25 protein-coding genes are annotated in these 26,606 nt (G+C 63.1%); 10 read left to right on the top strand and 15 right to left on the bottom strand.

The features are described 5' to 3' along the window. Positions 1-171 precede the first annotated feature (171 nt). The 4 genes from VLL26_RS10885 to VLL26_RS10870 are packed head-to-tail and all read left to right on the top strand — an operon-like array spanning position 172 to position 3,686. Positions 172-1,050, top strand: coding sequence for a MetQ/NlpA family ABC transporter substrate-binding protein (locus VLL26_RS10885; protein WP_342319087.1), 879 nt, complete (start codon positions 172-174; stop codon positions 1,048-1,050). A gap of 49 nt (positions 1,051-1,099) precedes the next feature. Beyond that, a complete protein-coding gene (locus tag VLL26_RS10880; RefSeq protein WP_342319086.1) occupies positions 1,100-1,981 on the top strand; it encodes a MetQ/NlpA family ABC transporter substrate-binding protein in 882 nt (293 codons plus the stop codon). Further along, entirely contained in the window at positions 1,981-3,009 is a 1,029-nt protein-coding gene (locus VLL26_RS10875; protein ID WP_342319085.1) for a methionine ABC transporter ATP-binding protein, read from the top strand. The genes VLL26_RS10880 and VLL26_RS10875 overlap by 1 nt, the downstream gene beginning before the upstream one ends. Continuing rightward, positions 3,006-3,686, top strand: coding sequence for a methionine ABC transporter permease (locus VLL26_RS10870; RefSeq protein WP_342319084.1), 681 nt, complete (start codon positions 3,006-3,008; stop codon positions 3,684-3,686). Before VLL26_RS10875 ends, VLL26_RS10870 begins: the two co-directional genes overlap by 4 nt. Here VLL26_RS10870 and VLL26_RS10865 read toward each other — a convergent pair. Further along, positions 3,673-4,575, bottom strand: coding sequence for a sucrase ferredoxin (locus VLL26_RS10865; RefSeq protein WP_342319083.1), 903 nt, complete (start codon positions 4,573-4,575; stop codon positions 3,673-3,675). The genes VLL26_RS10870 and VLL26_RS10865 overlap by 14 nt on opposite strands. Positions 4,576-4,670: 95 nt before the next feature. Between VLL26_RS10865 and VLL26_RS10860 the strand changes: the two genes are divergently transcribed. After that, a complete protein-coding gene (locus VLL26_RS10860; protein WP_342319082.1) occupies positions 4,671-5,276 on the top strand; it encodes an AMIN-like domain-containing (lipo)protein in 606 nt (201 codons plus the stop codon). On the opposite strand, the gene VLL26_RS10855 is transcribed toward VLL26_RS10860, so the two are convergent. Beyond that, complete coding sequence (locus VLL26_RS10855) at positions 5,273-6,823, bottom strand: DNA polymerase Y family protein (protein WP_342319081.1); 1,551 nt, start codon at positions 6,821-6,823, stop codon at positions 5,273-5,275. The two genes, VLL26_RS10860 and VLL26_RS10855, sit on opposite strands and share 4 nt — an antisense overlap. 1 nt (position 6,824) lies before the next feature. Next, positions 6,825-7,529 carry a hypothetical protein gene (locus VLL26_RS10850; RefSeq protein ID WP_342319080.1) on the bottom strand — a complete coding sequence of 235 codons (705 nt, stop codon included), beginning with the start codon at positions 7,527-7,529 and terminating at the stop codon, positions 6,825-6,827. 111 nt (positions 7,530-7,640) lie between these two features. On the opposite strand from VLL26_RS10850, the gene VLL26_RS10845 reads away from it, so the two are divergent. After that, complete coding sequence (locus VLL26_RS10845; protein WP_342319079.1) at positions 7,641-8,063, top strand: hypothetical protein; 423 nt, start codon at positions 7,641-7,643, stop codon at positions 8,061-8,063. A gap of 4 nt (positions 8,064-8,067) precedes the next feature. Here the strand turns inward: VLL26_RS10845 and VLL26_RS10840 are convergent, their stop codons facing one another. The 6 genes from VLL26_RS10840 to VLL26_RS10815 are packed head-to-tail and all read right to left on the bottom strand — an operon-like array spanning position 8,068 to position 14,992. Beyond that, on the bottom strand, positions 8,068-8,688 hold the full coding sequence (locus VLL26_RS10840) for a response regulator transcription factor (protein WP_342319078.1): 621 nt from the start codon (positions 8,686-8,688) through the stop codon (positions 8,068-8,070). Positions 8,689-8,702: 14 nt separating this feature from the next. Beyond that, on the bottom strand, positions 8,703-9,911 hold the full coding sequence (locus tag VLL26_RS10835; protein WP_342319077.1) for an alkylhydroperoxidase domain protein: 1,209 nt from the start codon (positions 9,909-9,911) through the stop codon (positions 8,703-8,705). Continuing rightward, positions 9,904-11,493: an ABC transporter ATP-binding protein gene (locus tag VLL26_RS10830; protein WP_342320205.1), complete on the bottom strand. Its 1,590-nt coding sequence runs from the start codon at positions 11,491-11,493 to the stop codon at positions 9,904-9,906. Before VLL26_RS10830 ends, VLL26_RS10835 begins: the two co-directional genes overlap by 8 nt. Before the next feature lie 2 nt (positions 11,494-11,495). Next, complete coding sequence (locus VLL26_RS10825; RefSeq protein ID WP_342319076.1) at positions 11,496-12,356, bottom strand: ABC transporter permease; 861 nt, start codon at positions 12,354-12,356, stop codon at positions 11,496-11,498. Then, positions 12,353-13,306: an ABC transporter permease gene (locus tag VLL26_RS10820; protein ID WP_342319075.1), complete on the bottom strand. Its 954-nt coding sequence runs from the start codon at positions 13,304-13,306 to the stop codon at positions 12,353-12,355. Before VLL26_RS10820 ends, VLL26_RS10825 begins: the two co-directional genes overlap by 4 nt. Beyond that, positions 13,307-14,992 (bottom strand): TIGR04028 family ABC transporter substrate-binding protein, encoded by a 1,686-nt coding sequence (locus VLL26_RS10815; protein ID WP_342319074.1) that lies wholly within the window; start codon positions 14,990-14,992, stop codon positions 13,307-13,309. 91 nt (positions 14,993-15,083) lie between these two features. Here VLL26_RS10815 and VLL26_RS10810 point away from each other — a divergent pair, with 91 nt between their 5' ends. Next, the gene (locus VLL26_RS10810; protein ID WP_342319073.1) at positions 15,084-17,000 is read left to right on the top strand and encodes an FAD/NAD(P)-binding protein; all 1,917 of its coding nucleotides are present in this window, start codon (positions 15,084-15,086) and stop codon (positions 16,998-17,000) included. Here VLL26_RS10810 and VLL26_RS10805 read toward each other — a convergent pair. Beyond that, positions 16,984-18,177, bottom strand: a complete 1,194-nt coding sequence (locus VLL26_RS10805; RefSeq protein ID WP_342319072.1) for a PspC domain-containing protein — start codon at positions 18,175-18,177, stop codon at positions 16,984-16,986. The two genes, VLL26_RS10810 and VLL26_RS10805, sit on opposite strands and share 17 nt — an antisense overlap. A gap of 110 nt (positions 18,178-18,287) precedes the next feature. Here VLL26_RS10805 and VLL26_RS10800 point away from each other — a divergent pair, with 110 nt between their 5' ends. After that, positions 18,288-19,427, top strand: a complete 1,140-nt coding sequence (locus VLL26_RS10800) for a PspC domain-containing protein (RefSeq protein WP_342319071.1) — start codon at positions 18,288-18,290, stop codon at positions 19,425-19,427. A gap of 13 nt (positions 19,428-19,440) precedes the next feature. Here VLL26_RS10800 and guaA read toward each other — a convergent pair whose 3' ends face one another. From guaA to guaB, 3 genes are all read right to left on the bottom strand, one after another. Continuing rightward, positions 19,441-20,997 (bottom strand): glutamine-hydrolyzing GMP synthase, encoded by a 1,557-nt coding sequence (gene guaA, locus VLL26_RS10795; protein ID WP_342319070.1) that lies wholly within the window; start codon positions 20,995-20,997, stop codon positions 19,441-19,443. 77 nt (positions 20,998-21,074) lie between these two features. Continuing rightward, on the bottom strand, positions 21,075-22,235 hold the full coding sequence (locus VLL26_RS10790; RefSeq protein ID WP_342319069.1) for a GuaB3 family IMP dehydrogenase-related protein: 1,161 nt from the start codon (positions 22,233-22,235) through the stop codon (positions 21,075-21,077). A 20-nt stretch (positions 22,236-22,255) separates the two neighbouring features. After that, complete coding sequence (gene guaB, locus VLL26_RS10785) at positions 22,256-23,791, bottom strand: IMP dehydrogenase (RefSeq protein WP_342319068.1); 1,536 nt, start codon at positions 23,789-23,791, stop codon at positions 22,256-22,258. A gap of 151 nt (positions 23,792-23,942) precedes the next feature. On the opposite strand from guaB, the gene VLL26_RS10780 reads away from it, so the two are divergent. Continuing rightward, positions 23,943-24,302 carry a DUF5319 domain-containing protein gene (locus tag VLL26_RS10780; RefSeq protein WP_342320204.1) on the top strand — a complete coding sequence of 120 codons (360 nt, stop codon included), beginning with the start codon at positions 23,943-23,945 and terminating at the stop codon, positions 24,300-24,302. Between the two features lie 55 nt (positions 24,303-24,357). On the opposite strand, the gene VLL26_RS10775 is transcribed toward VLL26_RS10780, so the two are convergent. Together VLL26_RS10775 and VLL26_RS10770 are read right to left on the bottom strand one after the other, a co-directional pair. After that, positions 24,358-25,245, bottom strand: a complete 888-nt coding sequence (locus VLL26_RS10775; protein ID WP_342319067.1) for a hypothetical protein — start codon at positions 25,243-25,245, stop codon at positions 24,358-24,360. 1 nt (position 25,246) lies between these two features. Next, positions 25,247-25,813: a sigma-70 family RNA polymerase sigma factor gene (locus tag VLL26_RS10770; RefSeq protein WP_342319066.1), complete on the bottom strand. Its 567-nt coding sequence runs from the start codon at positions 25,811-25,813 to the stop codon at positions 25,247-25,249. Positions 25,814-26,224: 411 nt separating this feature from the next. Here VLL26_RS10770 and VLL26_RS10765 point away from each other — a divergent pair, with 411 nt between their 5' ends. Then, positions 26,225-26,542: a WhiB family transcriptional regulator gene (locus tag VLL26_RS10765; protein WP_342319065.1), complete on the top strand. Its 318-nt coding sequence runs from the start codon at positions 26,225-26,227 to the stop codon at positions 26,540-26,542. The last annotated feature ends 64 nt before the right edge of the window (positions 26,543-26,606 follow it).

The following is a 26,606-nucleotide window of genomic DNA, read 5'->3' as shown; positions in this document are numbered from 1 at the left end:
TCTCTCGCGCTGGACAGAAAAGGCCGGGCGGAAAGTAACTGGTAGGCGGCATCTGCAAAGACCAGAACAGACCGTGCGGTAACTTCCACCAGCGGAAAATAGACTAAGCGGTACATAGGGTGATAGATTCATCCCCATCATCCTTTCGACGACATATCTGAGGAGAACTCAATGTCCATCAACCGCACCCTCGCTACCGCAGCAGTAGCCGTTTTCGCCGCCGGCGCACTAGCCGCCTGCTCCAGTTCTGACACCGCCGCCGAAGACGGCCAGGACAACGTGATCAAGATTGGCACCACCGACGCCGACCAGCAGGCCTGGTCCGTTTTTTCTGACTTGGCCGAGGAACAGGGAATTGAGCTCGACATCGTTTCCTTCTCCGACTACAACCCGGTCAACGAGGCGCTTGCCCAGGGTGAGCTGGACGTGAACAAGTTCCAGCACATCAAGTACCTGTCCGCGTACAACAAAGCCTCCGGCAAGGACCTGAAGATCGTCGGCTCCACCGAAATCGTGCCCTTGGCCCTGTTCTGGAAGGACCACTCCTCCCTTGACGGTATTGAGGGCGAAAAGGTCGCCATCCCGAACGACCCGTCCAACCAGGGCCGTGCCATCAACGTGCTGGTTCAGGCCGGCTTGCTCAGCCTCAAAGACGGCGTCGCCGATCCGTTGACCCCGACTCCGGCTGACATCGACCAGGCTGCCTCTCAGGTTGAGGTCACGCCTGTCGACGCCTCCCAGACCCCCTCCGCTTATAACGAGGGCCGCCCGGCGATTATCAACAACACCTGGCTGGACCGCTCCGGCATCGAGCCCTCGCTGGCCGTGTTCAAAGACGACCCGAACTCCCCGGAGGCCGAGCCTTACATCAACGTCTTCGCCGCCAAGTCTGACCGTGTCGACGATGAAACGCTCAACAAGCTCGTCGAGATCTGGCACGACCCGAAGGTCACCGAGGCCGTCGCCCAGGATTCCAAAGGTACCTCCGTGCCGGTCAAGCGAGACAAAGCTGAGCTCAACGAGATCTTAAACAAGCTGCAGAGCAACTAACCTTCTACCGTCCCGTCAATCCCTTCCACTTTCCCAAGGACTTCACATCATGCGCACCATCCGCCTCGCCGCTGCCGTCGGCGCCCTCACCATTGCCGCAACTAGCCTGGTTGCCTGCTCCAACGACTCCTCCTCTGCCGCCAACGGCGACACCGTGACGGTGCACATTGGCACCACCGACGCCGATCAGGAGGCGTGGGTTGCTTTCGCGGAGCAAGCCAAGGAACGTGGCATCACGCTCGACATTGAGAATTTCTCCGAGTACCCGCCGGTTAATCCGGCGCTGGCGGAGAACCAGATTGAGATTTCCAAGTTCCAGACCATCAACTACCAGGCGCAGTACAACGCCAGCTCCGGCAACGACCTGCGCATCATCGGCTCCGGCGAGATCAACATCCTCGGCCTGTACTGGAAGGATCACACCTCCCTCGACGGTATCGAGGGCGAGGAAGTCGCCATTCCGAACGATCCGTCGAACCAGGGCCGCGCTATCAACGTGTTGGTTCAGGCCGACCTCGTCACTTTGCGCGAGGGTGCGCCGAAGCTCACCCCCACCCCGAACGACATCGACCAGGCCGCTTCGAAGGTTAAGGTCGTCGCTGTGGATGCCTCCCAGACGCCCTCGGCTTACAACGAGGGCCGCCCGGCGGTGATCAATAACAACTGGCTCGGCCGCGCAGGCATCGATCCGGCTTCCTCTGTTGCCGCCGACGATCCGAGCTCCGAGCTCGCTGAGCCCTACATCAATGTGTTTTCGGTACGCGCTGAGGATGTCGACAACGACACCTACGCCAAGCTTGTCGACGCCTGGCAGTCCGATGCCGTCACCGAAGCTTTAAACAGGGACTCCGGCGGCACCGCCGTCCAGGTCAAGCGTTCCAAGGAGGAACTCAACGACATTCTGGATAAGCTCGTGGAGGAATACAAGTAGTGGTTCGTGCAGGCACCCGGGTTGAATTCCGGGACGTTTCCAAGGTCTTTTCCACCGGCGGCCGTGAAGTTGCGGCAGTCGACGGAGTTACTCTCACCGTCGAGCCAGGAGAAATCCTCGGCGTCATCGGATACTCGGGCGCCGGCAAATCGACGCTCGTTAGGCTCATCAACGGCCTCGACATGCCCACCGGCGGCCAGTTGCTTCTCGACGGCACCGATATCGTCGGCATGAGCGAGAAGAAGCTGCGCTCCATCCGCCGCAACGTCGGCATGATTTTCCAGCAGTTCAACCTTTTGTCGTCGCGCACCGCAGCCGGCAACATCGCCTACCCGCTGGAATTGGCGGGCATGAGCAAAGCGCAGCGCCACACCCGCGTCGCGGAGCTGCTCGACTTCGTGGGCTTAAGCGAGCGCGGCAAAAGCTATCCGGAGCAGCTCTCCGGCGGGCAGAAGCAGCGCGTGGGCATCGCTCGCGCGCTGGCCACCAACCCTTCGCTGTTGCTTGCCGACGAAGCCACCTCCGCCCTCGACCCGGAAACCACCCAGGAAGTTCTGGAGGTTTTGCGGCGGGCAAACCAGGAACTTGGCGTAACCATCGTGGTCATCACCCATGAAATGGAAGTGATTCGCTCGATTGCCGATAAGGTCGCCGTGATGGAGGCAGGAAAGGTCGTCGAGTACGGCTCCACCTACGAGGTGTTTTCCAACCCACGCCAGCACGTGACGCAGCGATTTGTGGCCACCAGCTTGCGCAACACTCCGGACGCGGTGGAAATTGCGGAGCTACGTGTCCACCCGGGCCGCCTGTTTACCGTCGATTTAACTGAGGACTCCGGCTTTTTCGGCGCAACTTCCCGGCTGCGTGAAAAGGGCGTGAGCGTCCACCCAGTGCACGCAGGCATCACCACGCTGCAGGACCGCTCCTTCGGCAAAATGACCGTGCGTCTCAACGGCGACGACGACGCCATCAATGAGTTCCTCCGCGACTTGCAAAAGACCACCGAGATTGAGGAGATCACGCGATGAACGAAACAATCCTCACTCAAGCAAACTGGGAGCGTCTGGGGCCGACCTTCCTGGAAGCCATCGGCGATACCTTGATGATGGTGGGCATCACCATGATTGTGGGTGGCTTCTTCGGGTTGGTGTTGGGCGTGCTGCTCTACACCACCCGCCCGAGCGGCATTTTGAAAAGCGCGCCGTTGTACTGGACCATCAATGTTTTGGTGAACTTCTTTCGGCCAATCCCGTTCATCATCATGATTGCGATGCTCTACCCCGTCACCCTGCAAGTGGTGGGCACCACCATTGGCCGAGAGGCCGCCACCTTCGTCATGTGTGTAGCCGCAACTTTCACGGTTGCCCGCATCGTCGAACAAAACCTGGTCGCCATTGACCCAGGTGTCATTGAGGCGGCCCGCTCCATGGGTGCAGGACCGTGGCGCATCATCCGCACGGTGATCCTGCCAGAGGCACTTGGTCCTTTGATTTTGGGCTACACTTTCATCTTCATCGCTGTGATCGACATGTCGGCGATGGCTGGCTACATCGGCGGCGGCGGTATCGGTGACTTCGCCATCGTCTACGGCTACCGGCAATTCCAACCGTCGGTGACCTTCGCCGCAGTGATCGTCATTGTGGTAATCGTCCAGCTCGCCCAGTTTCTGGGCAACTGGCTGTCGAAGAAGGTCATGCGCCGCTAATCACACAGTCAGCCACCCAATACTGCCCAGCCTTCGGTTCTGCTCCACACGAGGACATGATGCCGAAGGCCTTCTGCTTGCTTAGCTCCACCCGGTAGAGCTCATCCGTGTGAGAATCTTTCACCATGACGCGGCCCGTGGCGTCTTCCTCAACCACCCGGAGCTGACCGTACTCCACCCGCACGCCCTTTTCGGCCAAGTGGGTGGCGACCGCAATCTCGGCGGTTTGACCGAGCGGGCCGTAGATACCTCGGCCGCGGTTGCCGGGCACGAAGAAGGTGCCCCTCATCGCGTCTCCAAGCATCGCCTCCGTGGCCTCCAGATTCATCCGGCCGAAGCTATAACCCCACGGCATGAGCATAAGGGTGGCGGCGAAGCGATGGCCTTTAATGTGGGAAGTCTCCCATACAACGTCACCGCCAGCACGAAACGGGTAGCGGCTTTCAAGCTCGGTCACCAGCGGGCGCCCCTTGACCGCGCAGCAGCGGTCCCGCTTAGCGTGAGTACACACCAGAAGCAGCGGGGCCATCCGCGCCATCGCGTTGTTTCTGCCCGGCCCACCCAAGTCAAGGTCGAGCAGCTCCTCAGGGGCGTCGACGTGTTTGACCTCGGTAAGCCCGATGTCGGTGAAAACAATGTAGAGGTGGTGGTCGCTGATAGAGCGGCCCTCACGGGTGGGATGGCGGATCAATAGCAACGAGGCATCCCATTTAGCCATGTGGGCCTTAAGTTTCTTACTGAGTTCCGGGCCAAAAGTGCCACCGTCTAACACGTCGCGGCTCCATGCGCCTGGCCACTCAAAGAGGACGTAGACATTGCCTCGCTTCGCTGTTCCCGGCAAAGGTTCAACTTCGACGTCCGAGCAAAAAGGGTCAGGCTTGACGTTCATACCCCTCACTCTAGTGAAATTAGGTTCTCCTAATCAGGCGGGGGCAACTGATCCCAATTTTCCCGCTCCCCGGGTTTTTGAGTACCGTGGGCTCCATGAGGTGGAAGGCAGACATACGGTCGCTCATCGCGTGCGCGACGACCGCAACTCTCCTGCTCGGCGGCTGCGCCCACCTCACCGAAACTGCGCACGACCCCAAGACCTCCCATCAGATGGCGTTTTTGCCGGATCCCTCCGACACACCACCAGGTCAGCTCGAAGACCCCCTGGGCACCCCCGACTCCTCCCCGAAAACCCAGCGCCCCGAAGAACCCGCCGAACTGGTGGCCACCGGGGTGCGCGTGGGAAGCCACAAACGCTTCGACCGTGTCGTCGTCGACCTCGAAGGTGAAGGAAGCCCCGGTTGGTACATCACCTACGTCTCCGTCCCGAAGCAGGAAACGTCGGGCACACCCCTGAAGGTCAACGGCTCGGCCTACCTAAACATCAACGTCGACGGCACAGTGCCTTTCTTCGAAGCCGGCCGTGAGGCTGCGACGGTGAACCTGGCAGATAGCTCCGCCAACATCCTCGACGTGGTCAACGCCGGAACCTTCGGCGGCCGCACCCAGGTGGTCGTGGGTCTGCGCGCCGCAAAACCTTACTCCGTGCAGGTGCTGGAAAACCCGAAGCGACTCGTCGTCGACATTCTGAAGTCCTAGCTGTAGACCGCCTCAACACGCCACCTTCCCTGTGTCCAGGCAAGCAACCACGCGTAGAGGCGGTCATCTTTCTCTCGCGTTCCCACGACCTGCAGGCGTGCCACCCGGTTCGGCTGCGCCCCCCACCATCCCTCGTCGACCGGCCACGGGCCCGCCCAGGCCGAAACCAGGTAACGGTTTTTGCCCCAGGCCATGGCGAAAGGCGCGGATGTCAGCAGTGCCTCGGCGGTCACGCAAACGCGGGCGGCGTTTGCGTCGATGAGTGTGACCGCAGACGCCGGATGCCCAATACCTCCCCCGAGCCGCGCCGGCAACGGCGCGGGAATGGCGCCAGGCCAGCGTGCGCCGGCAGTGTCCACCGGTGCGGGCCGCTCCCCAAAAGGCAGCATCTGAACGCGCTCGGCAACACCTCGGCCCCCGATGTTGCGGGGTTGAAGCACCGCGTCGATGCCGAGCTGCGACTGCACACGCTGTACCACCCGGCGCGCCTCATCGGTGCTGGAGCCGTCCGTCCACAGCTCGCCGACCTCCTGCGGGGTGGCCAGCTCGAGAGGCTCAAGGAAAAGCGAAGTGATCGCTCCTGCGCCGCCGTTAGTGAGCCAACCGTCGAGCTGCCAGCGCACACGGTCCGCGGTGGCGGCCTCGGTCAAGGCTTCGCGGGTGCGCCAAATACGTTCGACTCGGGTGGTGTCGGCAAGCTCGGCGATGATTTTCAGGCGCAGGCAGTTCTGGCCTGCCTCCTTGAGCTGCTCATGCAGGGCTGCAGCGAGCGTGCGGGCAGCAAAGGCGGCGGCGTCGACCCGCTCGATGGGATCTTCCGGGGTCACGGACACCGCCAGGTCACGCACCGGCAGCTCAGGGGCGACGCGGCGATCGGGTGCAGCGCGGGCGATGCGGTGCAGGTGCATCCCGGCGGTGCCGAAGCGGGTGGACATAGCATTCGAAGGCACCGCAGCCATATCCCCCAGGGTGGCGATGCCGAGCTGGCCAAGTTCCGTGACCGTGCGTGGGTCCGCGCCCAAGGCGATTTCCGCAAGCAAGGTGCGAAGCGGGAGGTCGGTGAGGAACTTAGCGGAGCCGCCGGGGGCCACCACGGCGGAAAAGCGAGTGGCGATGATCGCGGTGGCCATCTCATCGGCCACACCGGCGACAGCGTCGATGCCGCGGCGCGAGGCGGCGTCAATAAGCATCTCCGTCGCCGTGTCCTCCCCGCCGTGGAAGGCACCGGCGGCAGCCACATCCACCACGACAAGCCCGGGGCGCAGCACCTCTACGGAAGCGGCGACCTCGTCGAAGCTAGCGGCGAGGGCGGCGAACATTCTGCCGTCACGGTCCGGGTTGTCCTCCACCACGGTCAGTGTGGGCACGAGCGCCTGGGCGTGTCGCAGTTGCATCCCGCGGCGCACACCGTGCGTGCGCGCCACGTGCGAGCACGCTTTGATGCGGCGCTGGGAGGCGACGGCGATGGGCTCAATAAGTTCGTCGTCCGCATCTAGGCGCGCCGCCTGCACAGGCCAGTCCGGAAACCAGATCGCGGCGACGCGCACACTAACCCACCACCCGCAACGCCGGGCGCGGTGTGTCCGGGCCTGCGCCCAACGTGATCACCCGCGAGGCCGGTCGCGCACCTTTCGCCGCCACGCGCACCTTCAAGTCGATGCCGCGGATGCGGCCCGTGCCCCTGCCGATTCCGTGGATGCCCGTGACCTCTGCGGTGATCTCGAGTGCGGCCGAGGGCACACGCGTGCCGACGCTGAGCAGCGCCGCATTGCCCTTGCGCAACTTCGCCAGCACCGGCCGTGCCCGCACCGGCGACAACTCCAAGCTATGTGCAGTGCGTAACACCACCAGGTCGAGGCCTTCGGCGAGCACCCCGGCCACACTCAGCGCGTCAATGCCCGGATCCGGTACCGCCACCACGTGCTCCAGGTGCTCCGGGGTGATTCCCGCATAGGACAGCTCCGGCCACCCCACCACGCCGACGAACCCACCGCCAGCGGTGATTTGTTCGATCATTTCTACCGCCAGTGCGGCAGTGTCGCTGAGGTGGCTCACAGCCCGGCGCGGCACACCTCCGCTTGGAAAGAGAGTCCGAAGATCACCGTCAAGTTGCACCACGTCGGCCTCCTCGACGGCAGGCCGTGGTAGCTTGCCGCCGAGCGCGGACATGCGGGAGCGCAGCTCAGCGATCTGCTCGGCACGGCTGGGGTGTTCCAGCGCGACCCCAGCATCTCGAATAGGTGTTCCACTCACGTCGTTTAGTATGCACCCCCGGTCCGGCCCGGGCAACAGTAAAGGTCGAACAAATTTTCCCCGCACTGCCTCTCCGGTGGCCCACCTAACCACGCACGGTACGCTGACGCCATGCACTCCCACCGAAACGTCAGAGACATCCGCAACCTGCGCACCCCCATCCCCACGCCACCAATGGTTCAGGCCACAGCCTCGGTCATGGTGGCACTAAGCGTCGCGGTGGTGGTTTCCGGGGCCGCACTCATAGTCAAACTCGGCATCGCGATCGCCGCCACCACCATCGCGCTGCGCGTCACTCTAGCGCACCCCTACCGGCTGGAATTGCAGGCCTACGCGCAGCAGCGGAATGTGACGCAGGTGCCGTCGATAAGCATGATCGTGCCTCTCATACTGTGGTGGCTTTTAATCAAGCTCTCCCCGCTGGTAGCGCCCTGGCCTCTGTGGGGAGTCGGCGCGACCTTCGTCGTCGTCGCCGCACTGACCTGGCTATTATTCCCACACGTCGACGGCACACGCCGACTGGCCTACGCCTGAGCACTCAATCTAAGTCCCGGTCCGCCGCCCAGCGTGTGAGCTGATGACGGTTAGATGTTTGCGTCTTGCGCAAGATATTCGACGCATGAGTCTCGACCGTCTTGACCGAGATGAACAACTCCTGACCGATCTCCTTATAGGTATAGCCGCGCGCCAAAAGACGCAGCACCTCCAACTCGCGGCGGGTCAAGGAATCGACGGCTGGGTCCTCCACTGCCCCACCAGCGGCGAAAGCGTCAAGCACGAAACCAGCCAGGCGGGCAGAGAAATAAGCATCACCGGAATGCACCTGATGCACCGCCTCCGCAAGCTCGGCACCACCAATGTTTTTCGTCACGTACCCGCGGGCACCGGCCCGGATCAAGGCAATAACGTCCTCGGCAGCATCCGAGACAGAAAGCGCCAAAAAACGCGGGCCGGGCACAGCACCCCTGATCACGGCGAGGCCGCCCCCGTCGGGCATGTGGACGTCGAGAAGCACAACATCCGGAAGGGTGGTGTTAATGCCCGCGATGGCCTGCGCGACAGTTCCTGCCTCCCCCACGATGTCCACCGCGCCAGCTAGCTCAGCGCGCACCCCGGCGCGGAAAACAGAATGGTCATCAACAAGGAATACCCGAAGCATGCCCCCAAGGATAATTAACGCAAACGCTTCGGCACGTCGGGCTCACCCAAGGTGAGCATCAAGCGGTTCGCCCAGTTAAAAAAGGCTGCGGCGTTGATCACGTCGATGATGGCCAGCTCGTCGAGCCCCACCTCCCGCAGCCGCTCAATGTTGCCGGCGGACAAAGCAGGCGGGGTCGTAGTCAGCGCCACTGCGGCAGTACGGATTTCGGACCACACCGCAGAGCCCATATCCGCCGCCACCCCCTCATCCAACAGCCGGTCGATCGCTTCAGCGTCGCCGCCTTCCTCCTTCGATCGCGCCTGGTGCACCGAGGCGCAATACTCGCAGCCGTTGAAGCGCGACACCACGGTCGCGGCCAACTCACGCTCGGCACGACCCAAACCGCCGTCGGTGTTGTAGAAGATGTCCAGGTCCGTCAGCGTGCGCGCCTTGAGCGCCTCCGGGTCGCGGGCGAGCAGGCGGAAGTACTCGGAGCCGATCCGCTCCGGCTTGATCAGCGCCTCGATGTGACGCGGGGTGAAATCTTCTTTGGGCAGGTCTTTGAGCCAAGGCTTCCACCCCAGCGAGTGCGCGACGAAACCAGCAGGCGCGACGACCTGCGGAACCAGCGTGCGCGGGCCGGGGCGCCACCCTGGGTCCCTGACACCTGCAGCGCGGGGCACAGCCTCCCCGGCGTGGCCTGTGGCCCCGGCAAGCACCGCCACACCGTGGACTACGCGCATCTGGAAGGCAAGGAAAGAGACCAGTTGCGCCAGCGAAACGATCGCGTCTTCGCCCCACCCCGCCTCCTGCAAGTGCCCGATGGCTGCCGGGGAGGCGTCTTTCGGGTGGAAGGTCAGCAGGTGCGCAAAATCAAAGGCCGCAGCCAGCCTCGCGTCCAGCGCGCCAACCGGCTGGAAGGTGACAAAACCGCCGTCGTAGTAGGGCCCGGCAGACACCCCACGCGCCGCAAGCTTGTCGACGTCAACCGCCAGCGCCTCACCACCGTCTTCTTCGCTGAGCAGCTCGCGGTAGAACTGCCCCGCCCTGGCACTGCCGGAGATAGTGGCAACGAAGGTGGCCACCGCGTAGCGCCAGGCAACGGGAAACTCGCCGGGGCGCTCCGGCTCAAATAGGGCACGGAAGCTAAGTTGGGCGTTTTCACGCGCCTCGGGGCGCCGGTAGCGAAGCTGCGCAAGGTGGTCAGGCGTGCCAGCGAGCACATCGATGATGTCAGACAACGAAATCTCCTAACTCCCGGGCACGGAAGATCCTCCCCGGGATCGCGTCAATGAGTGTACGAGTCACCTTCGCCTGCGGGGCCTCGAACACCTCATCGGTGCGTCCAGATTCCACCTGGGAGCCCCGGCTGAACACGCTGACGGTATCCGAGATCTGCCGCACGACGGAAAGGTCGTGAGAAATGAAGATGTAAGTCAGCCCAAACTCCTCCTGCAGATCCGCAAGCAGCCGCAAAATCTGCGCCTGGACGGTGACGTCAAGGGCGGAGACTGCTTCGTCTAAAACCACCAGCTCAGGTTCGACGATGAGGGCACGGGCGATAGCGACACGCTGGCGCTGGCCGCCGGATAACTCGGCGGGGCGCCGGGTGGCAAGCTCCGGGGCCAAAGCTACCCGGTCGAAAAACTCGCGGGCCTTCTCCCGAGCTTTATTGCGCGGCACCCGGAAGAAATTGCGCACCGGCTCAGCAACAATGTCCTCCACGCTCATGCGTGGGTCCAAGGAGGAAAAGGGGTTTTGGTGCACCATCTGGATGCGGCGGCGCAGTGCGCGCTCGTGCGTTGCTGTCACGTCCTCACCGTCGAAGAAGATGCGACCCTCGCTCGGCGCATGAAACAGCGACACCGTCCTGCCGGTGGTGGTCTTGCCGGAGCCGGACTCGCCGACAAGGGCGTGGGTGGAGCCGCGCACCACCTCAAAACTGACCCGGTCGACGGCCGTGAAATCACCAAAGCGGACGCTGAGATCTTCCACAGTTAACAATGTCTCGCTCACCGTCGCCGGGCGGTGGGCGGCGTTGGCGACGGTGAGCGAGGGGGCGTCGGCAAGCAAGCGCTTGGAATAGTCCTCGCGGGGGCTGGCCAACACCACCTCTGCCGGGCCCGCCTCGACGACGCGGCCGCGCTGCATAATGACTACCTCATCGGCGCGATCCCCCGCCACCGCCAAATCGTGGGTGATCAACAAAACCCCCACACCCAACTGCTCACGCATACGGTCGAGCAGGTCAAGGATGGTCTTTTGCACCGTCACATCCAACGCGGACGTCGGCTCGTCAGCGATGAGCACCTCCGGCTCAAGCGCCACCGCCGCCGCGATGAGCACACGCTGCTTCATGCCGCCGGACAACTCGTGCGGGTACTGCCCATACCGTCGCTGCGGGTCATCAATGCCCACCTGCTCAAGAAGCTCAATCGCACGGGCCCGGCGGGAAGCCCGGTCGCCAATGCCGTGGATTTCCATCCCTTCCTCAATCGCGCGGCCGATCGTTGTGAGCGGATTGAGAGAGTTATTCGGGTCCTGCGGCACCACACCGATGCGTGCGCCGCGCAGGGCGCGCCACTGGGCCGGGGAATAATCCGTAATGTCCTCCCCGAAATAGCTCACGGTGCCCGAAACCACATTGGCGGCATCACCCAACAAGCCGATCGCGGCCATCGCCGAGGTCGTCTTGCCGGAACCGGATTCGCCCACCAGCGCAGTCATGCGCCCTGGACGCAGCTCGAAGCTGATATTGTCGACGGCGCGCACACAACCGTAATCCACGGTAAGGTTGCGCACCCCCAAAGCAACAGTGCTCATCATTATCCCTCCACACCGATGTTGCGTGATAGGTGGTTCGCTGACATGACGGTGGCGGCGATCGCCACACCCGGCAAAGCTATAGTCCACCAGGCAAAAGCCATGAAGTCGCGGCCCTCGGCGATGATCAGGCCCCACTCCGGCACCGGCGGCGGCGCACCGTAGCCGAGGAAGCCCAAAATGGACAGTTGCAGCACGGCGGTGCCGAACTGCAAAGCGGCCAAGGCAACAACAGGGGTCAGCGAGTTCGGCAAAACGTGGCGCCACAGCACCTGAGCGCGCGTCGCGCCCGAGCCGTAGGCAGCCTCAACATAATCGGCGCCCACCACGGTGATCACCTTCGAGCGGGTCAGGCGGGTAAACGTGGCGATCGTGGTGACACCAACGGCGAACGCCGCCTGCAAAGAGCCGAAACCGAGCACGATGATAAGCGACAGCGACAGCAAAATCCCGGGGATCGCCAGGGAGACGTCGACAAGCCTCATAATGACCGTGTCCACCCAGCCGCGGGCCGCACCCGCAACCAGGCCGAGCGCGGTGCCAGCAACCAGCCCGACCAACACAGCGACAGCCGCGCCCACCAGCGACTGGCGCGCACCATAGACCACGCGCGAATACAAGTCGCGTCCAACAGAATCGGTGCCGAACCAGTGCTCGGCACTCGGCGGCAAAAGCGCCACGTCCGTGCCGGTATAAGGGTCATCGGTGGCAAAGAAACCGGGAAACAACGCCCACGCCACCGCCACGGCAAGCACCACAATCGACAGGATGGAGCCCGGCGAGAACCAAGCAGACCGGGCAGTCCGGGCAGTCCGGGCAGTCTGGGCAGGGCGGGAGGTTTTGAAGTATTGAAGCAAACTCATGCGCGCGCCTCCTTCGGGCGGGTCCCGGTGCTGCGCAAGCGCACGTCCAGCACCGGATAGAGCACATCGACAATGAAATTGATCACCACATAAGCCACCGCAGTGAGAAGCACAACCCCAAGCAGCACCGGGGTGTCGCGGTTGGACACGGCGGTGACCACCAGCGAGCCCAGCCCCGTGCGACCGTAGACAGTCTCGGTGACCACGGCGCCGCTGACTAACTCACCAAAGAGCAACCCAGCCATTGTCAGCGCGGGAAGCAGCGCATTGCGCAGCACGCCACGCCAGAAAATGCGGGACTCGCTGGCGCCGCGAGCCCGCATCACCTGCACGAATGGTTGCGCACGGACTTCATCGACAGAGCGGATCAACACTTGCAGAAGCGGCGCCGTCATGGGCACGACCAAAGTCAGTGCCGGCAAAATCAACCCCTCCAACGGGCCTGGGTCAATCACATTGACCCAGCCGAGACGGAAGGAGAAAAACTGCAAAAGGAGAATCGCAATCCAAAACCCTGGCAGCGAAACCATGAAAGAAGGCAACGCGCGGAAGAAGGTCCCTACCGCCCCCATCCGCGGAAGGGTGGCCACGTAGCAACCCGCCACCGCGATGATGACCGCCGCCCCGACCGAAACCGCAGCCAAAGCCAAGGTGTGCGGCAAAGCGTCAGCAATCAAAGAGGCGACAGGGGTGCCGGTGCGCACGGAGTAACCGAGGTTGCCAGTGAGAAACCCACCGAGGGCTGTGAAGTACTGCACCGCAAGCGGTTTGTCAGCGCCGAGTTCTTCACGGATTTGTTCGATCTCCGCATGCGACAGCCCAAGAGCCGGGTCGGCGTAGCGCGCCATCACCCCGTCGGAAGGAAGGGCGGACAGAAGGAAAAACGCCACCGTGTAGGCAAGCAGCAAAACGATCAGGCCTTGCCCGAGGCGTTTGAGGGCGAATGTCATTTATTTTCCCTTCTCTTGGTGGTCGATCCACACGCTGTAGAAGGATGGGCGCGCCACCGACTCGGCCTGAAAGCCTTTAACCCATGGGGCAAGGGCGTAGACGACTGGCTCCTCAAACAGGGGCAGCGCGTACGCTTGCTCGGTGATGTAGTCCTGCACCTGTGCCACGGCGGCGGCGCGGTCCTCATCCTCACGCAGAGAAATTGTCTTGTGCAGCAACTCCTCAAGGTATTCATCTCCCAGCTCCCCATCGGCACCGCCGGCGAAGGGGGCGTTGATGAAAACGTTGCGTGCAGTTGCTGAGTAGAGCGATTCAATGGCGCCGTAGTCGGCGCGGCCCACCATGGAATGGTAAATCTGGATCTTCTTTTGGTCTTTCGCATCCGCGTTTTGGCTGGAGTTGTCGCCGGAGTTGATGGTTAGCTCCACGCCGATATTGCGCAGATGGTCCTGGATCATCGTCTGCACTTCCCTCGAGCGCGGCTGCGGGCCGGCGACGTTGACGCGCAGCGAGAGCCGTTCGCCGTCCTTGCGCCGGATCCCGTCCCCGCCGGGGACCCACCCTGCTTCCTCCAGCAGACGACGCGACTCATCCGGGTCGAAGGCGTAGTTGGCGTGGTCTTGCTTTTTGTAGCCGAGCCCTCCTGCGGCCACCGTGGAGGTGGCCACCGGGTAGGAAGGGGAGAACAGCACGCGGAGGATTTCCTCGCGGTTGATGCCGTGTATGAGCGCCTTGCGCACCCGGATATCTGCGAGCAGCGGGTGGTTGAAGCGGAAAGCGAGCTGGTTGTTCATCGCGTTGGTGCCGCGCGAGTAAATCTGCACACCGGCGTTTTCGAGGTAGCTCTCCGCCGGGGCGGTCACGCTGCGGATGATGTCTGCCTGGCCGGAGAGCACCGCGCCGGTGCGCATCGATTCTTCCGGAGCAAAAACGTAGCGCACTGCCCCGATGCGGGCCGGGCCTTGGTGCGGTACAGAAGGCGGCGCCCAGTTGTAGTCCTCGCGGGCGGAAAGGACCAGTTCAGTGCCGATTTTTTCGGAGGTGATGACGAAGGGCCCGGAACCTATGATGCTGACCGCGTTGCCGGGGCCGAAGTCTTCGCTGCGCAGTGCCAAGGTGGCGTCGGAAAGCAGCCCCGCGTTGTAGACGGAGACTGCTTGGGCAAATCCCGGCGCGGGTTCGGTGAAGTGGAAGCGTACCGTGTCCTCGTCGACGACCTCGCCATGGTCGTAACCGCCGATCTGCTCTGAGCTGTTTAGCAGGCGGGATTTGTCGCCCTTGCCGTAGAGGTCGATGTTGTCCACGATGTTCTGCGCGGTCATGGGGGTGCCGTCGGAGTAGGTCACGTCCGTGCGGATGTGGAAGGTGAACTCGGTGGCGTTTTCGTTGATCTCCGGGAGCTGTGTAGCGATCCAGGGTTGCAGCTCGAGAGTTTGTGGGTCTTGGTAGAGCAGACGGTCGGTGATTTGGTTGACCACGCCGCCGTTGGGGTAGAAACCGGCTGCTGGCGGGTACAGGGTGGTAAACCAGTTTGGTTCGAGGTAGGTCAATATGTCGTTGCCGGGCGCGTTCGGGCTGGTCGTGTCCGTGTCTTTGGGTGCGCCCGCGCAACTGGACATAAGGGTTGCCGCGGCAAGGATCGCCGCGAGCGCCCAGTGCGCGCCTCCTTTACTCTTCTTTGGCATGACCGGCAGGCTACCACATTTAGACGGAGCGGTTTTATCAATGTAGACAGTTCAGTACGTTAGCTGGTGGGGGGAAGGTAGACTAAGTGCCATGCACGCCGAGAAATCCATCGCCCTCGTGGGAATGGGCCCACGCGGAATCTCCACCATCGAGCGCATCGCCGCCTACCTCTCCGACAAAAACACACCACCTTTTACCCTCCACCTCATCGACGACGCCGAAATCGGCGCCGGGCGCGTCTGGGACACCAACCAGACGCGCACGATGCGCATGAACACGCTCGCCGGTGCGGTCACGCTCTTTACTGAGCCCGGCGCCACTGTCGGCGGCTGCATACTCAACGGCCCCACCATGTACGAGTGGATCCAACTCCAACGCGGGGAAACAGAAAACGTCGGAAAGGCCGCACGCACGCTTTTCGACGCCCACCCGACCGAGCCCAAACACCTTTCTCGCTACGCCACAGAAATCGCCGCCACCCGCCCAGAATCGAACCCTACCCGCGCCTTATACGGCGAATACCTGCGCTGGGTTTTCGGAGTCGCACTAGCGCAACTGCCGCCAACAGTGAAAGTGCGCACCCACCGCCGCCGCGCCGAGTCGATCCACGTGCGCGGCAACCGCGACGCCATCAAGCTCGACAACGGCTCCACCGTGCTCGCTGACGCCACCGTTTTATCCACCGGGTGGGTCCAACCCGCCTCCCCCTTCATGTCCGGCGGCGTGTGGGTGGGCCCAGATAACCCCATCGAGCAGGACGTGGATTCGCTTCCGGCCGGCGAGGAAGTGTTGGTGCGCGGGCTCGGCATGGGCTTTTTCGACCTGATGGCGCTGAGCACCATTGACCGTGGGGGCCGCTTCGTACAGGACCCAACCACCCGCTCGGGGCTGCGCTACGAGCCTTCCGGGCGGGAGCCGCACCTGGTGGTCACCTCCGGGCGCGGCTACCCCTACCTACCCAAATCCGAGTACCGCTCCCTGCCGCCCCAACCTTTGCTGCCGCGGCTGCGCACCACCCTTAAACATCTCAAGCGCACCGAGGACCCCATCAGCTTTGGCACACAGGTGTGGCCGGCACTAGTCCGCGACTCCTACGCCGCCTACTACAGCACGCTTTCTCGCGTGCGCCCCGACGCACTGCACGTGGAAATACATGAAGTAGTGCGCCGCATTGAGGAGGCCGACCTTGAATCCGCGGCGACAACCTCCGACATTGAGCGGGTCCCGACCGCACTCAACGCTGCGCTGAGCGCGGTGGCAGATGAGCCTTTCGACATGCTCGACTGGATCGACCCGCTGCGCAACGCCGACGGTTTGAGCATCGTTGCACTCAACAGCATGATTGCGAGTCGGATGGAGCGCGACATCACCGAAGCCGTCGCGGCCTGGGATTCGCCGCTCAAGGCGGCGCTGTGGGAGATTTCAGCGGCCCGCAAACCCACGGCGATCGCGGTCGAAAACGGCCGCGGCGCCGAACAGGACCGAGTGGGCGCACTGCGCGACTACCTCGCCTTTGGCCAGATGGTTGGCTCCGGCCCGCCGCTGTTTCGCACCCGCGAACTGCTCGCGCTTCACGACGCCGGCCTTGTCACCTTCTTGGGCAACAACCCCACGGTCACAGGCGGGCCCGATGGTTACAAGGCCGTCAGTTCCACCCGCAGCTTCAGCGCGAGCGCGCTTGCCGACGCCTTCTTGCCCAGCCCCGACATCCGCCTGACCATCGACGCCCTGGGAACCTCACTGCTGAAAAGCGGCCGAACCCGCCCCTTCGCTCCCCACGGCACCCCCACCTCCGCCCCAGAAACCGACGAGGCTACCCGCCGCACAGTGCGCCACGACGGTGGCCTAGACCCGCGCCTGCACATCGCCGGAATCCCCACCGGCGGGCAATGGGCAGACACAACGATCTCCCCCATGCCCGGCACAAACGCCCCCTTCCTGCAAGAAACAGACAAGGTCGCCGCCTCGCTTTTGCGCGCCGCGGGGATCCTCACACAGCCAGACTAAGCGCCACCTCAGTGCCGTGCCCCGCCGCAGCGGAAATGGTGGCTGTCCCCCCGGCGCGCTCCATACGCCCGATGATCGAGTCGCGCACACCGTGGCGATCCTCCGGGATTTGTGCAACATCGAAACCGGGGCCGCGGTCGCGCACAAAAACCGACACCTCGCCACCTAAGTGCTCGGCGTAAACATCGACGCGGGCCACACCCGCGTGCTTCGCGGCGTTGACCATCGCCTCGCGTGCCGCCATGACGATCGCCTCCGTTTGGTGCGTGTAGGCCACATCCTCCCCGACGGTGACCGGGCGGATGCTGACACCATGCAAGTCCTCAACCTCTCCAGCCGCCTTGGCCACGGCCCCGAACAGCGACCTCGTCTCGTTTTGAGTGTGCGAGTCGGCGTCGAAAAGCCACGCCCGCAACTCGCGCTCCTGACTACGCGCAAGACGAGCCACATGCGCCGAATCACCGGCGTGTTTCTGAATCAAAGCCAGTGTTTGCAACACCGAATCGTGTAAACGTGAGGCGAACTCGGCACGCTGATCCGCCACCGCTTTAGCTTGGCGCTCCGCCACCAACGAGGAGGCGAGCCGCACCACCAAAGGCACCACCAACAGCGCAATACCGAACACCGTGGCCAGCACCGCCACGACAATACCTGCGGTTCCGCCTGCATCTCCCAACAGCGCAACCGCCATCACCCCGCCCATCACCAGTGAAACACCAAGCGCCAAAGCAAAGAAATTACCCACCGAGGACAACCCCCGGTCATAGGCCTGCCAAGCGACGACCGCGCCGACGACGACGATGCCAGCCAGCAAAACAAACACCCCTCCCACGCCGCTGACCAAAGCCAGCGAAGTCACCGCCCCCACCACCGCTAAGGCGACGAGCAGCATATATACCGGGGCGGGCCAGCTCGTCTTTATAGGACGGTCCCCTTGGGCTGCTTCGGGCTCCAACGGGCTAAACACCCACAACATCGCATAGAGCAAAAACCCGAACCCGTTGGCAAAGCTCGCCGCCGCGAAAAATACCCGCACCCAGCGCAGATCAACATCCAACTGGGAGGAAAGCCCGGCGGCGACGCCGCCGACAACACGGCCACGCCTAGCGCGCGTAAAACGCGGAAACAACACGCCCTCGGCGCCCACAGAAGCGCGGCGTGCGGAAGATGCAGGCATGAAACCATCATCGCACGCGGCAGCGCTGAGCGGATCGGGGATAACCCTGAAATTGAAATTCAGGGTCGTTCCCGATGGTGCATGGCCAAGCTGTGCGAAAGACTTGAAGCATGAACACCAACAAACCGATCCAGCACCCCGAGCCCACTTTCAACGACACCCTCAAGCAACTGTGGGCCACCCGCCCACCCCGGATTCCCTCCAAACAAGGCGGCAACGCCATGCTCGCCGGCGTGTGCGAAGGCATTGGCGCGCGCTACAGCATCGACCCCCTCATCGTGCGCATCGCCTTCGTGGCGCTGGCTTTTACCTTCGGTGGCGGGATCTTCCTCTACCTGCTTTTCTGGCTCAACATGCCACTGTTTGGCACAACCGTCTCCCCGTGGCGGGCCATCAATATGCCCAATGATCGCCTCACACAGGTAGAAAAAGACCAGCGCAACACCGGCTGGGCGCTTCTCGTTGGCCTTTTTATCTTCCTGCCCTCGATCGCCGCGGGCGACGGCAGTTGGGCCGCGAGCTGGGTGGTCACTGTCGTGGCTGGCGCTACGGCCATCTACCTGCTGCACCGCGCGCGTCCCGTTGCACCGGAAGGTCTGCTCCCCCGCCCCGCCGACCTGGGCCAAGAACAAGAACACACACCGGCTTCGACTCAACCGCAAGGCACGGCCCTGCGTCTCGACACCTCCAACCTCACCGTCCCCGAAGGCTACGAGCACCCCGCCCAAACTGCCCCGACGCCACCTAGCTGGGACCCGCTGGGGGCTGCGCCCGGACTGTGGCACCTCCCGGAGCCACCGGAAGCACCGGCCCAAGAACAACCACGCACACGAGCCAACCCGCTGCGCTGGATACTCATCGGCTTAATTCCGCTTGCTGTCGCGCTTTCCGTGGCTGCCGCAGCTTTCACCCTCGGCGTACCTTGGTTCTCCGTCAACACAGAGAACTCCAATATGCACATCAATGTCAGCGACCATTTGGAGGACACCTACGACTCCTCCGTCGGCACCACCCGGATCGACCTGAGCGAACTTGAACCGCTCAAGGAATCGCGGGAAGTCACCATCGACCACGGCATCGGCACCGTGGAGATCATCGCGCCGAAAAATGTGCGGGTGGAAATGACGTGCGACGTCGGCGTAGGCACAGAAGACTGCCCCCCGGTGATCAACGACGATGCCGAAGGTCGAACCCTGCGCCTCAACGCGCACGTCGGCATCGGCAGTATCACCGTGCGAGACGCCGCCTAAACCTGGGCCGTGTCTATTCCCACTCGATAGTTCCCGGCGGCTTCGAGGTCACGTCCAACACGACGCGGTTGACCTCAGCGACCTCGTTGGTGATGCGGGTGGAAATTATCTCCAGGACCTCATAGGGCACGCGCACCCAGTCGGCCGTCATCGCATCCTCCGAGGCGACGGGACGCAACACGATCGGATGGCCGTAGGTCCGCCCGTCTCCCTGGACGCCGACAGAGCGGACGTCGGCAAGCAAGACGACGGGGCACTGCCAGATCTGCTCGTCAAGGCCGGCGCGAGTGAGCTCCTCGCGGGCGATGGCGTCAGCGGCGCGCAGCGTCTCCAAACGCTCCTGCGTGACCTCGCCAACGATGCGGATACCCAGGCCCGGGCCCGGGAAAGGCTGGCGGTTGACAATGACCTCCGGCAGGCCCAACTCGCGCCCCACGGCGCGGACCTCATCTTTAAACAGCAGGCGCAGCGGCTCGACGAGGGTGAACTCCACATCGTCCGGAAGCCCGCCCACGTTATGGTGGCTCTTGATGTTTGCGGTACCGCTGCCCCCACCGGACTCAACCACATCCGGGTACAAAGTGCCCTGCACCAAAAAATCCACCTGGTGGTCCGAGAGAACCTCAGCGACGGCGCGCTCAAAGGAACGGATAAACTCCGCGCCGATAGCCTTGCGCTTCGCCTCCGGCTCGCTGACCCCAGCCAACTTATCCAAAAAGGCTTGACGCTCGTCCACAGTGACCAGCTTCGCGCCGGTCGCGGCAACGAAATCGGTTTCTACCTGCTCTCGTTCCCCCTGGCGAAGCAAGCCGTGGTCAACGAAAACGCAGGTTAAACGGTCACCAATAGCGCGCTGAACTAAAGCCGCCGCCACGGCGGAATCGACACCTCCCGACAGACCACAAATGGCCCGGCCGTTGGCGCCAACTTGCTGGCGCACCTGCTCAATGAGCTGCTCCGCAATGTTGGAGGCCGTCCAAGTCTGCTCCAGCCCAGCGATCTCGGTGAGGAAGCGGGTCAGCACCTGCTGGCCATGCGGGGAGTGCATAACTTCCGGGTGGTACTGGACACCCGCGAGGCGCCGAGCGGTGTTTTCAAAGGCGGCGACAGGCGCGCCGGGGGTCGAAGCGGTGACCTCAAAGCCCTCCGGGGCGCGGGTGACCGAATCGCCGTGGCTCATCCACACTGGGTGCTGCTGCGGCAACCCCTCATGAAGCACGCCCGACGCACTGGTCATGGTCGTGCGACCGTACTCGCGGGCACCGGTTTCCTCCACGGTGCCGCCAAGGGCCTGGGTCATGAACTGGAATCCGTAGCAGATGCCAAAGATCGGCAGGTCAAGCTCGAAGACGCCCTCGTCGAGGTGCGGCGCACCCTCGGCATAAACCGAGGCAGGTCCGCCGGAGAGCACCAGCGCCGCCGGGTTCTTCTCGCGGATTTCGGCGGCAGTGATCGTCGAAGGCACGACCTCGGAATAGATACGTGCTTCGCGCACGCGACGGGCGATAAGCTGCGCGTACTGGGCGCCGAAATCGACGACGAGTACCGGGCGAGGTTGGGCATAAGTCACGCCCCAAAGCTTAACGCACACAAGGCCCGGTGCCCTAGCGGGGCCCAGGCCTTGTGACGGCGAAACGACGTGCCCGCTTAGCGACGCATCGCCAACCCCACTTTCTGGAAAGACTTCAGCTCCGTGTAGCCGCACTTGGCCATGGCACGGCGCAACCCACCCACAAGATTCATCGTCCCGTAAGGGTCCGTCGCCGGGCCGTTGAGGATGACATCCAACGGTTCGCGCTCACCCAGGTAACCCGTGGGCACAACCGAACCGCGCGGGAAGCGCGGGTGCGCCGCCGCAGCCTCCCAATACACCCCGTGGCCCGCGGCTTCCTCGGCGGCGGCCAAAGGGCGGCCCACCATGACGGCGTCCGCCCCGCAGGCGATTGCTTTGGCGATGTCCCCGCTGTTTTCGATCTCACCGTCTGCGATGACGTGAACGTAGCGCCCGCCAGTCTCGTCTAAATACTCGCGGCGCGCAGCCGCGACATCAGCAATGGCGGTGGCCATCGGCATGCCAATGCCCAACGTCTTGCTGCTGGTCGTGTCGCCTGAGCCGACGATAATGCCCGCGGCCCCGGAGCGCATCAGGTGGGTGGCGGTGGTGTAGTCATAGACACCTCCGGCGATCACCGGCACCTCCAAAGAACCGATGAACTCCTTTAGGTTCAGTGCCTCCCCGCCGCTTCGGACGTGCTCCGCCGAAATCAACGTGCCTTGGATGAACAAAATCTCAGCGCCGGCTTGCACGACCTTCGGCGCGACCTCGCGGGCGTGTTGCGGGGAGACACGGACACCGACGGTCACCCCGGCGTCGCGCACTGTGGCGATGCGCTCGCCAAGCAGATCGAAGTCGATGGGGGCGGAATGCAACTTCTGCAAAATACGTGTCGCCGATGCGCGGGAGTTGAGCATCTCGTCCATGTGGGCGAAATCTTCTTCTTCTACCGCACCGATCCCGGCGACCTGGGCGATCGCCTCCCGGTAGTTGGCGTGGCGGCCGAGCACACCCTCCGCGTCGATCACTCCGAGCCCACCGAGTCGACCCATCTCAATGGCGAACTCCGGGCTGGCCAGGGCGTCCGTCGGGTGGGAGATCACCGGAAAATCGAAGGAGTAAGCGTCGAAGTTCCAGCTCGTGTCCACGTCCGAGGAGGAACGGGTGCGACGCACGGGGACCACGGAGACGTCGTCAAGCCGAAATGCTCGACGCGCTTCGCGGCCAATCCCGATTTCGACGTATTCGCGCATAAAAGCAGTGCCCCTTCCGGTTAGCTGCGGTAGTTCGGTGCTTCGACGGTCTGCTCGATGTCGTGCGGGTGGGACTCGCGCAAACCGGCCGCCGTAATCTGGACGAACTGGCGCTTTTGCAGCTCCTCGATGGAAGACGAGCCAGTGTAGCCCATCGCCGCACGCACACCACCGATGATCTGGTGGGTAAGCGAATCGATCTCGCCGCGGAAAGGCACCCGCCCTTCGATTCCCTCCGGCACCAGCTTGTCCTCGCTGGACACTTCGGCCTGGAAGTAACGGTCCTTGGAAAAGGAACGCTTCTCTCCGGTCAGGCCACGTCCCTGCATCGCACCCATGGACCCCATGCCGCGGTAGCGCTTGTACTGCTTGCCGCCAACGACCACTATCTCGCCTGGGGCTTCCTTCGTGCCGGCAAGCATGGAGCCGAGCATGACGGTCGATGCACCAGCCGCCAAAGCCTTGGCGACGTCACCGGAGTGCTGCATGCCACCATCCGCGATGACCGGAACACCAGCGGCCTTAGCCGGCACACTAGCCTCAAGGATCGCGGTGATCTGGGGGGCTCCCACGCCGGCCACAACGCGGGTGGTGCAAATCGAACCTGGTCCGATACCCACCTTGATCGCGTCCGCCCCAGCTTCCACCATGGCTTTAGCGGCCTCTCTGGTGGCCAGGTTGCCGCCGATAACGTCGACGCGGTCGCCGAAGTCCTTCTTCACCCGACTCACCATCTCAAGCACGCGGTTGTTGTGGGCGTGGGCGGAGTCGACCACGAGGGCATCAACACCGGCCTCAACAAGAAGGCCGGCGCGCTCATAGGAATCGTCGCCGGTGCCGACACCCGCGGCGACCAGCAGGCGTCCCTGGTTGTCCTTGGAGGCGTTCGGGTACTGCTCGGATTTTACGAAGTCCTTGACGGTAATCAGGCCGGTGAGCTTGTTGTTCGCGTCGACAATCGGCAGCTTTTCCACCTTGTTCGCGCTCAGCAGGCTAAGAGCATCTTCTTTGCTTACACCGTCACGGGCGATAACCAGTGGCATAGCTGTCATGACTTCGGTGACGCGGCGGTTGAAGTCGCGCTCGAAGCGCATGTCACGGTTGGTGATGATTCCCACCAGGGTGCCATCAGCATCAACTACCGGCAGGCCAGAGATGCGGAAGCGGGCGCATAGCTCGTCGACGTCGGCGATCGTCATGTCCGGCGAGGCGGTAACCGGGTTGGAAATCATGCCGGATTCGGAACGCTTCACCAGGTCGACCTGCTCTGCCTGGTCCAGAGCGCTCAGGTTACGGTGCAGCACGCCGATACCGCCTTGGCGCGCCATGGCAATAGCCATGCGCGACTCGGTGACAGTGTCCATGGCAGCGGAGGCGATAGGCATGGACAAGCGGATGTTGCGGGTGAATTGGGAGGAGGTGTCCACCTCACCCGGAACAATGTGCGATTCTGCGGGGAGCAGAAGCACATCGTCAAAGGTCAGACCCCGCAGGGCAATTTTATTCGGGTCATCTCCGCCCGTCGCAACCCGATTGGTGACATCTTCAAGTGCCATAAAAAGTGCAACTCCTTCGCGCGTTATGTAGCCCTGCCTGTTTCAAACATGATATAACGGGGCACCAAATTCTCCTACAGCTCCACTACTGGAGGGGAATTGCTACTGCCACGCAGCCGCAATATGGTGTCTTGTTGTGAACTATGACGACATGATGCCCCTCGACCCGTTCGCGGACGACCCCAATGACCCGGCATCCTTCATCGAGGATGATGAGGTCGTCGAGCCCTTGTCACCCGAGGAGCGCATCGACGTCATCCGCGATCTCGCCCAAGTCCGCGAATTCAAGGCCATGCTCGGCCCCCGCGGCATCCTCGGCATCTACTTCATGTGCGAGGACTGCGAGCAGGTCCACTACTACAACTGGGAGATCATGGAGGGCAACATGATCGCCACCCTGCGCGGTGAGCTGCCCCCCGTACATGAACCGAGCGCCCAGCCCAACATCGACGCTTACGTTCCTTGGGACTACGCCTGCGGCTACCTCGACGGGCTCGAAGCGCCGAAATAAACCAGGGCCTAAAACTGCGGCCACGCCCCTGCCGGCCGCTAAATGTCAGCAGCCCTTAGCCGTGGGAGCTGTTCATCTGCACCTGCGGCCCGTTATCCTCCGGGATGCTGCGGGGGGTCGGCTCCCCGGTTAACAGGTCGGTGCGCGAATTGGCCACCGAGGTTGAGCTCGGCTCCGGGCTCGCTCCCGAAGATTTCGGCGTCGACGGCTGCGCACTGGGCGTGACGGTGACCGTCACAGTCATAACCTCAGTCACGGTAGCGACCTCGGTCGTGGTGGTCACCTCCCGGGTAGGCAGCGGCTTGCGCGCAGATGTCAACGCGGCGCCCGTCTCCGCGTCAGGTTTGTGCCTCACCTCGCTCGACCCCGGCACAGTGACAGAGGTTGTCTCAACCGTCGTCTGCGTCAAAGTGTTGCTCCGCGGCTGCTCCTTTTGCATCGAATCGACAAGCACACGCGCCTGCTCCAGAAGCTGACGAGCCGTGTCCTCGTCGCCAGAGGCGTTCGCCGCCTCCAAGTTATCCAGAGTAGAAGCCAGCTCCACCACCGTCTCACGCTCACCGAACACCGCGGTGGAAACACCCCACAGCGGCGATCCCGGGGTCGCGCCGTAAAGCGCGGCACCAGTGCCGACAACGGCAACGGTCGCCGCAGCAGCACCAATCACACCAGAGGTCCAGGGGCTTACGCGGCGGCGCAAACGGGCCTCATCAAGAGAGGCGACACCGGAGCCTGCACCTACCACTCCAGCAACCTCCGGCGGCTGCGGCAGCGGACGCTCCACGTCTTCACGCAACCGCAAAAGCAACGAAGCCAGCTCATCTTCCCCACCGGAAGGATCCTCGCCGCGTGACAGGGCGGTCAGGAACGCATCATCGTCGACAACCGGCTGCAGGTACGGAAAGGCATCCCGGGGCTCGCCCTCGTGAGAACGACGGTTCATGCTATTTCCCTTCTTCCACGGCCTTGCGGAGGGTGGCTAGAGCGCGGTGCTGAGCGACACGCACGGCTCCCGCGGTGCCACCCACAATTTCCGCTGTTTCCTCCGCTGACAACCCCACGAATACCCTCAGGATGAGAATGTTCCTGGCCTTTTCACTCAGTACATCGAGAAGTCCTCTCACTCTGTTACTTTCATCGCTCAGCAGCGCCAAGTCCTCGGGCGTTCCGCCGCTAAACTCCTCGTCGGGCACCTCCTCTGTGGGGCTTAGCTTGTCGCGGGCCATCGCGCGGTGAGCGTCGGCAACCTTGTTAAACGCGATGCCATAAACAAACGCCATGAAGGGCCGCCCCGTGTCCACGTAACGCTCAATGGAGGTGGCCACCGCAAGACAGATCTCCTGCGCCACGTCCTCGGCGGTGGGGGTGCGCCCTCCGCCGATGCGGGCGCGTGCGTAGCGCAGCACCGGCGTGTGAATCAGCCGGATAATTTCCTGGAGGGCGCGCTGATCGCCCTCGGCAGCGCGGGGGACGAGGGAAGCGAGAGTGGAATCTAGCTCGGATGTAGACATCGCTTGGCCTCCTCCACTCTCGCCCGCAGTGTGGTGTCGTCGCTGGATACTTTTCGCCTAGCTTCCACGCGCGGGTGAGCGGGAAATGGAAACGCTTGCGTCAACACAGTAATCGACGAATAAGTCTACGCCTCGCGGCCTAACGATACACAACGAGCAGCGCTTAAAGACGGACATTTCCGCAGGAGGCAGGGTCAAACAAGAAGTTCACCGAGGTTTAACCTTGGCCCTAAACCGCAGGTGGGGGCGTTTTTCTTCCAGCGCAAAGCCCTCTTTCCAACTCGCCGTCACCGAGGCGACACCTACCGTTAACCATCTTTCGCAAGTATTCGTCAGCGGGAGCCGGAAGGAATGTCCTTCCGGCCAGGATGATCCCCAGTTGTAGTTTTCGTGAACAAGGAGCCACTTTTCATGTCACAACCCCACCTGCTTCCGGGACCGAACGCGGACTTTTGGGATTGGCAACTGCGCGGCGCGTGCCGCGGCGAAGCCTCCGAGGTTTTCTACCACCCGGACGGGGAGCGCGGACGCGCTCGGACCCAGCGTGAAAACCGCGCCAAGGCCATCTGTTACTCCTGTCCGGTACTCACCCAGTGCCGCGACCACGCGCTGAGGGCGGCGGAGCCTTACGGCATTTGGGGTGGCATGAGCGAATCCGAGCGCCAGGCAGTGCTGCGCGGCGGCTCCCACGGTATGAAGGTTGCCGCTTCGGCGGCCTCCTCCCGCTAGCGCTGTGGGTTGAAAAACACCACAACCCTGGCTGCGGCGCGACTGCGCTGCGGCCAGGGTTGTT

This window comes from Corynebacterium sp. BD556 (assembly GCF_038452275.1).
GTDB classification, from domain to species: domain Bacteria; phylum Actinomycetota; class Actinomycetes; order Mycobacteriales; family Mycobacteriaceae; genus Corynebacterium; species Corynebacterium mayonis.
The sequence above is the reverse complement of the archived record's forward strand: the minus strand, read 5'-3'. Positions and strand labels throughout refer to the sequence as shown.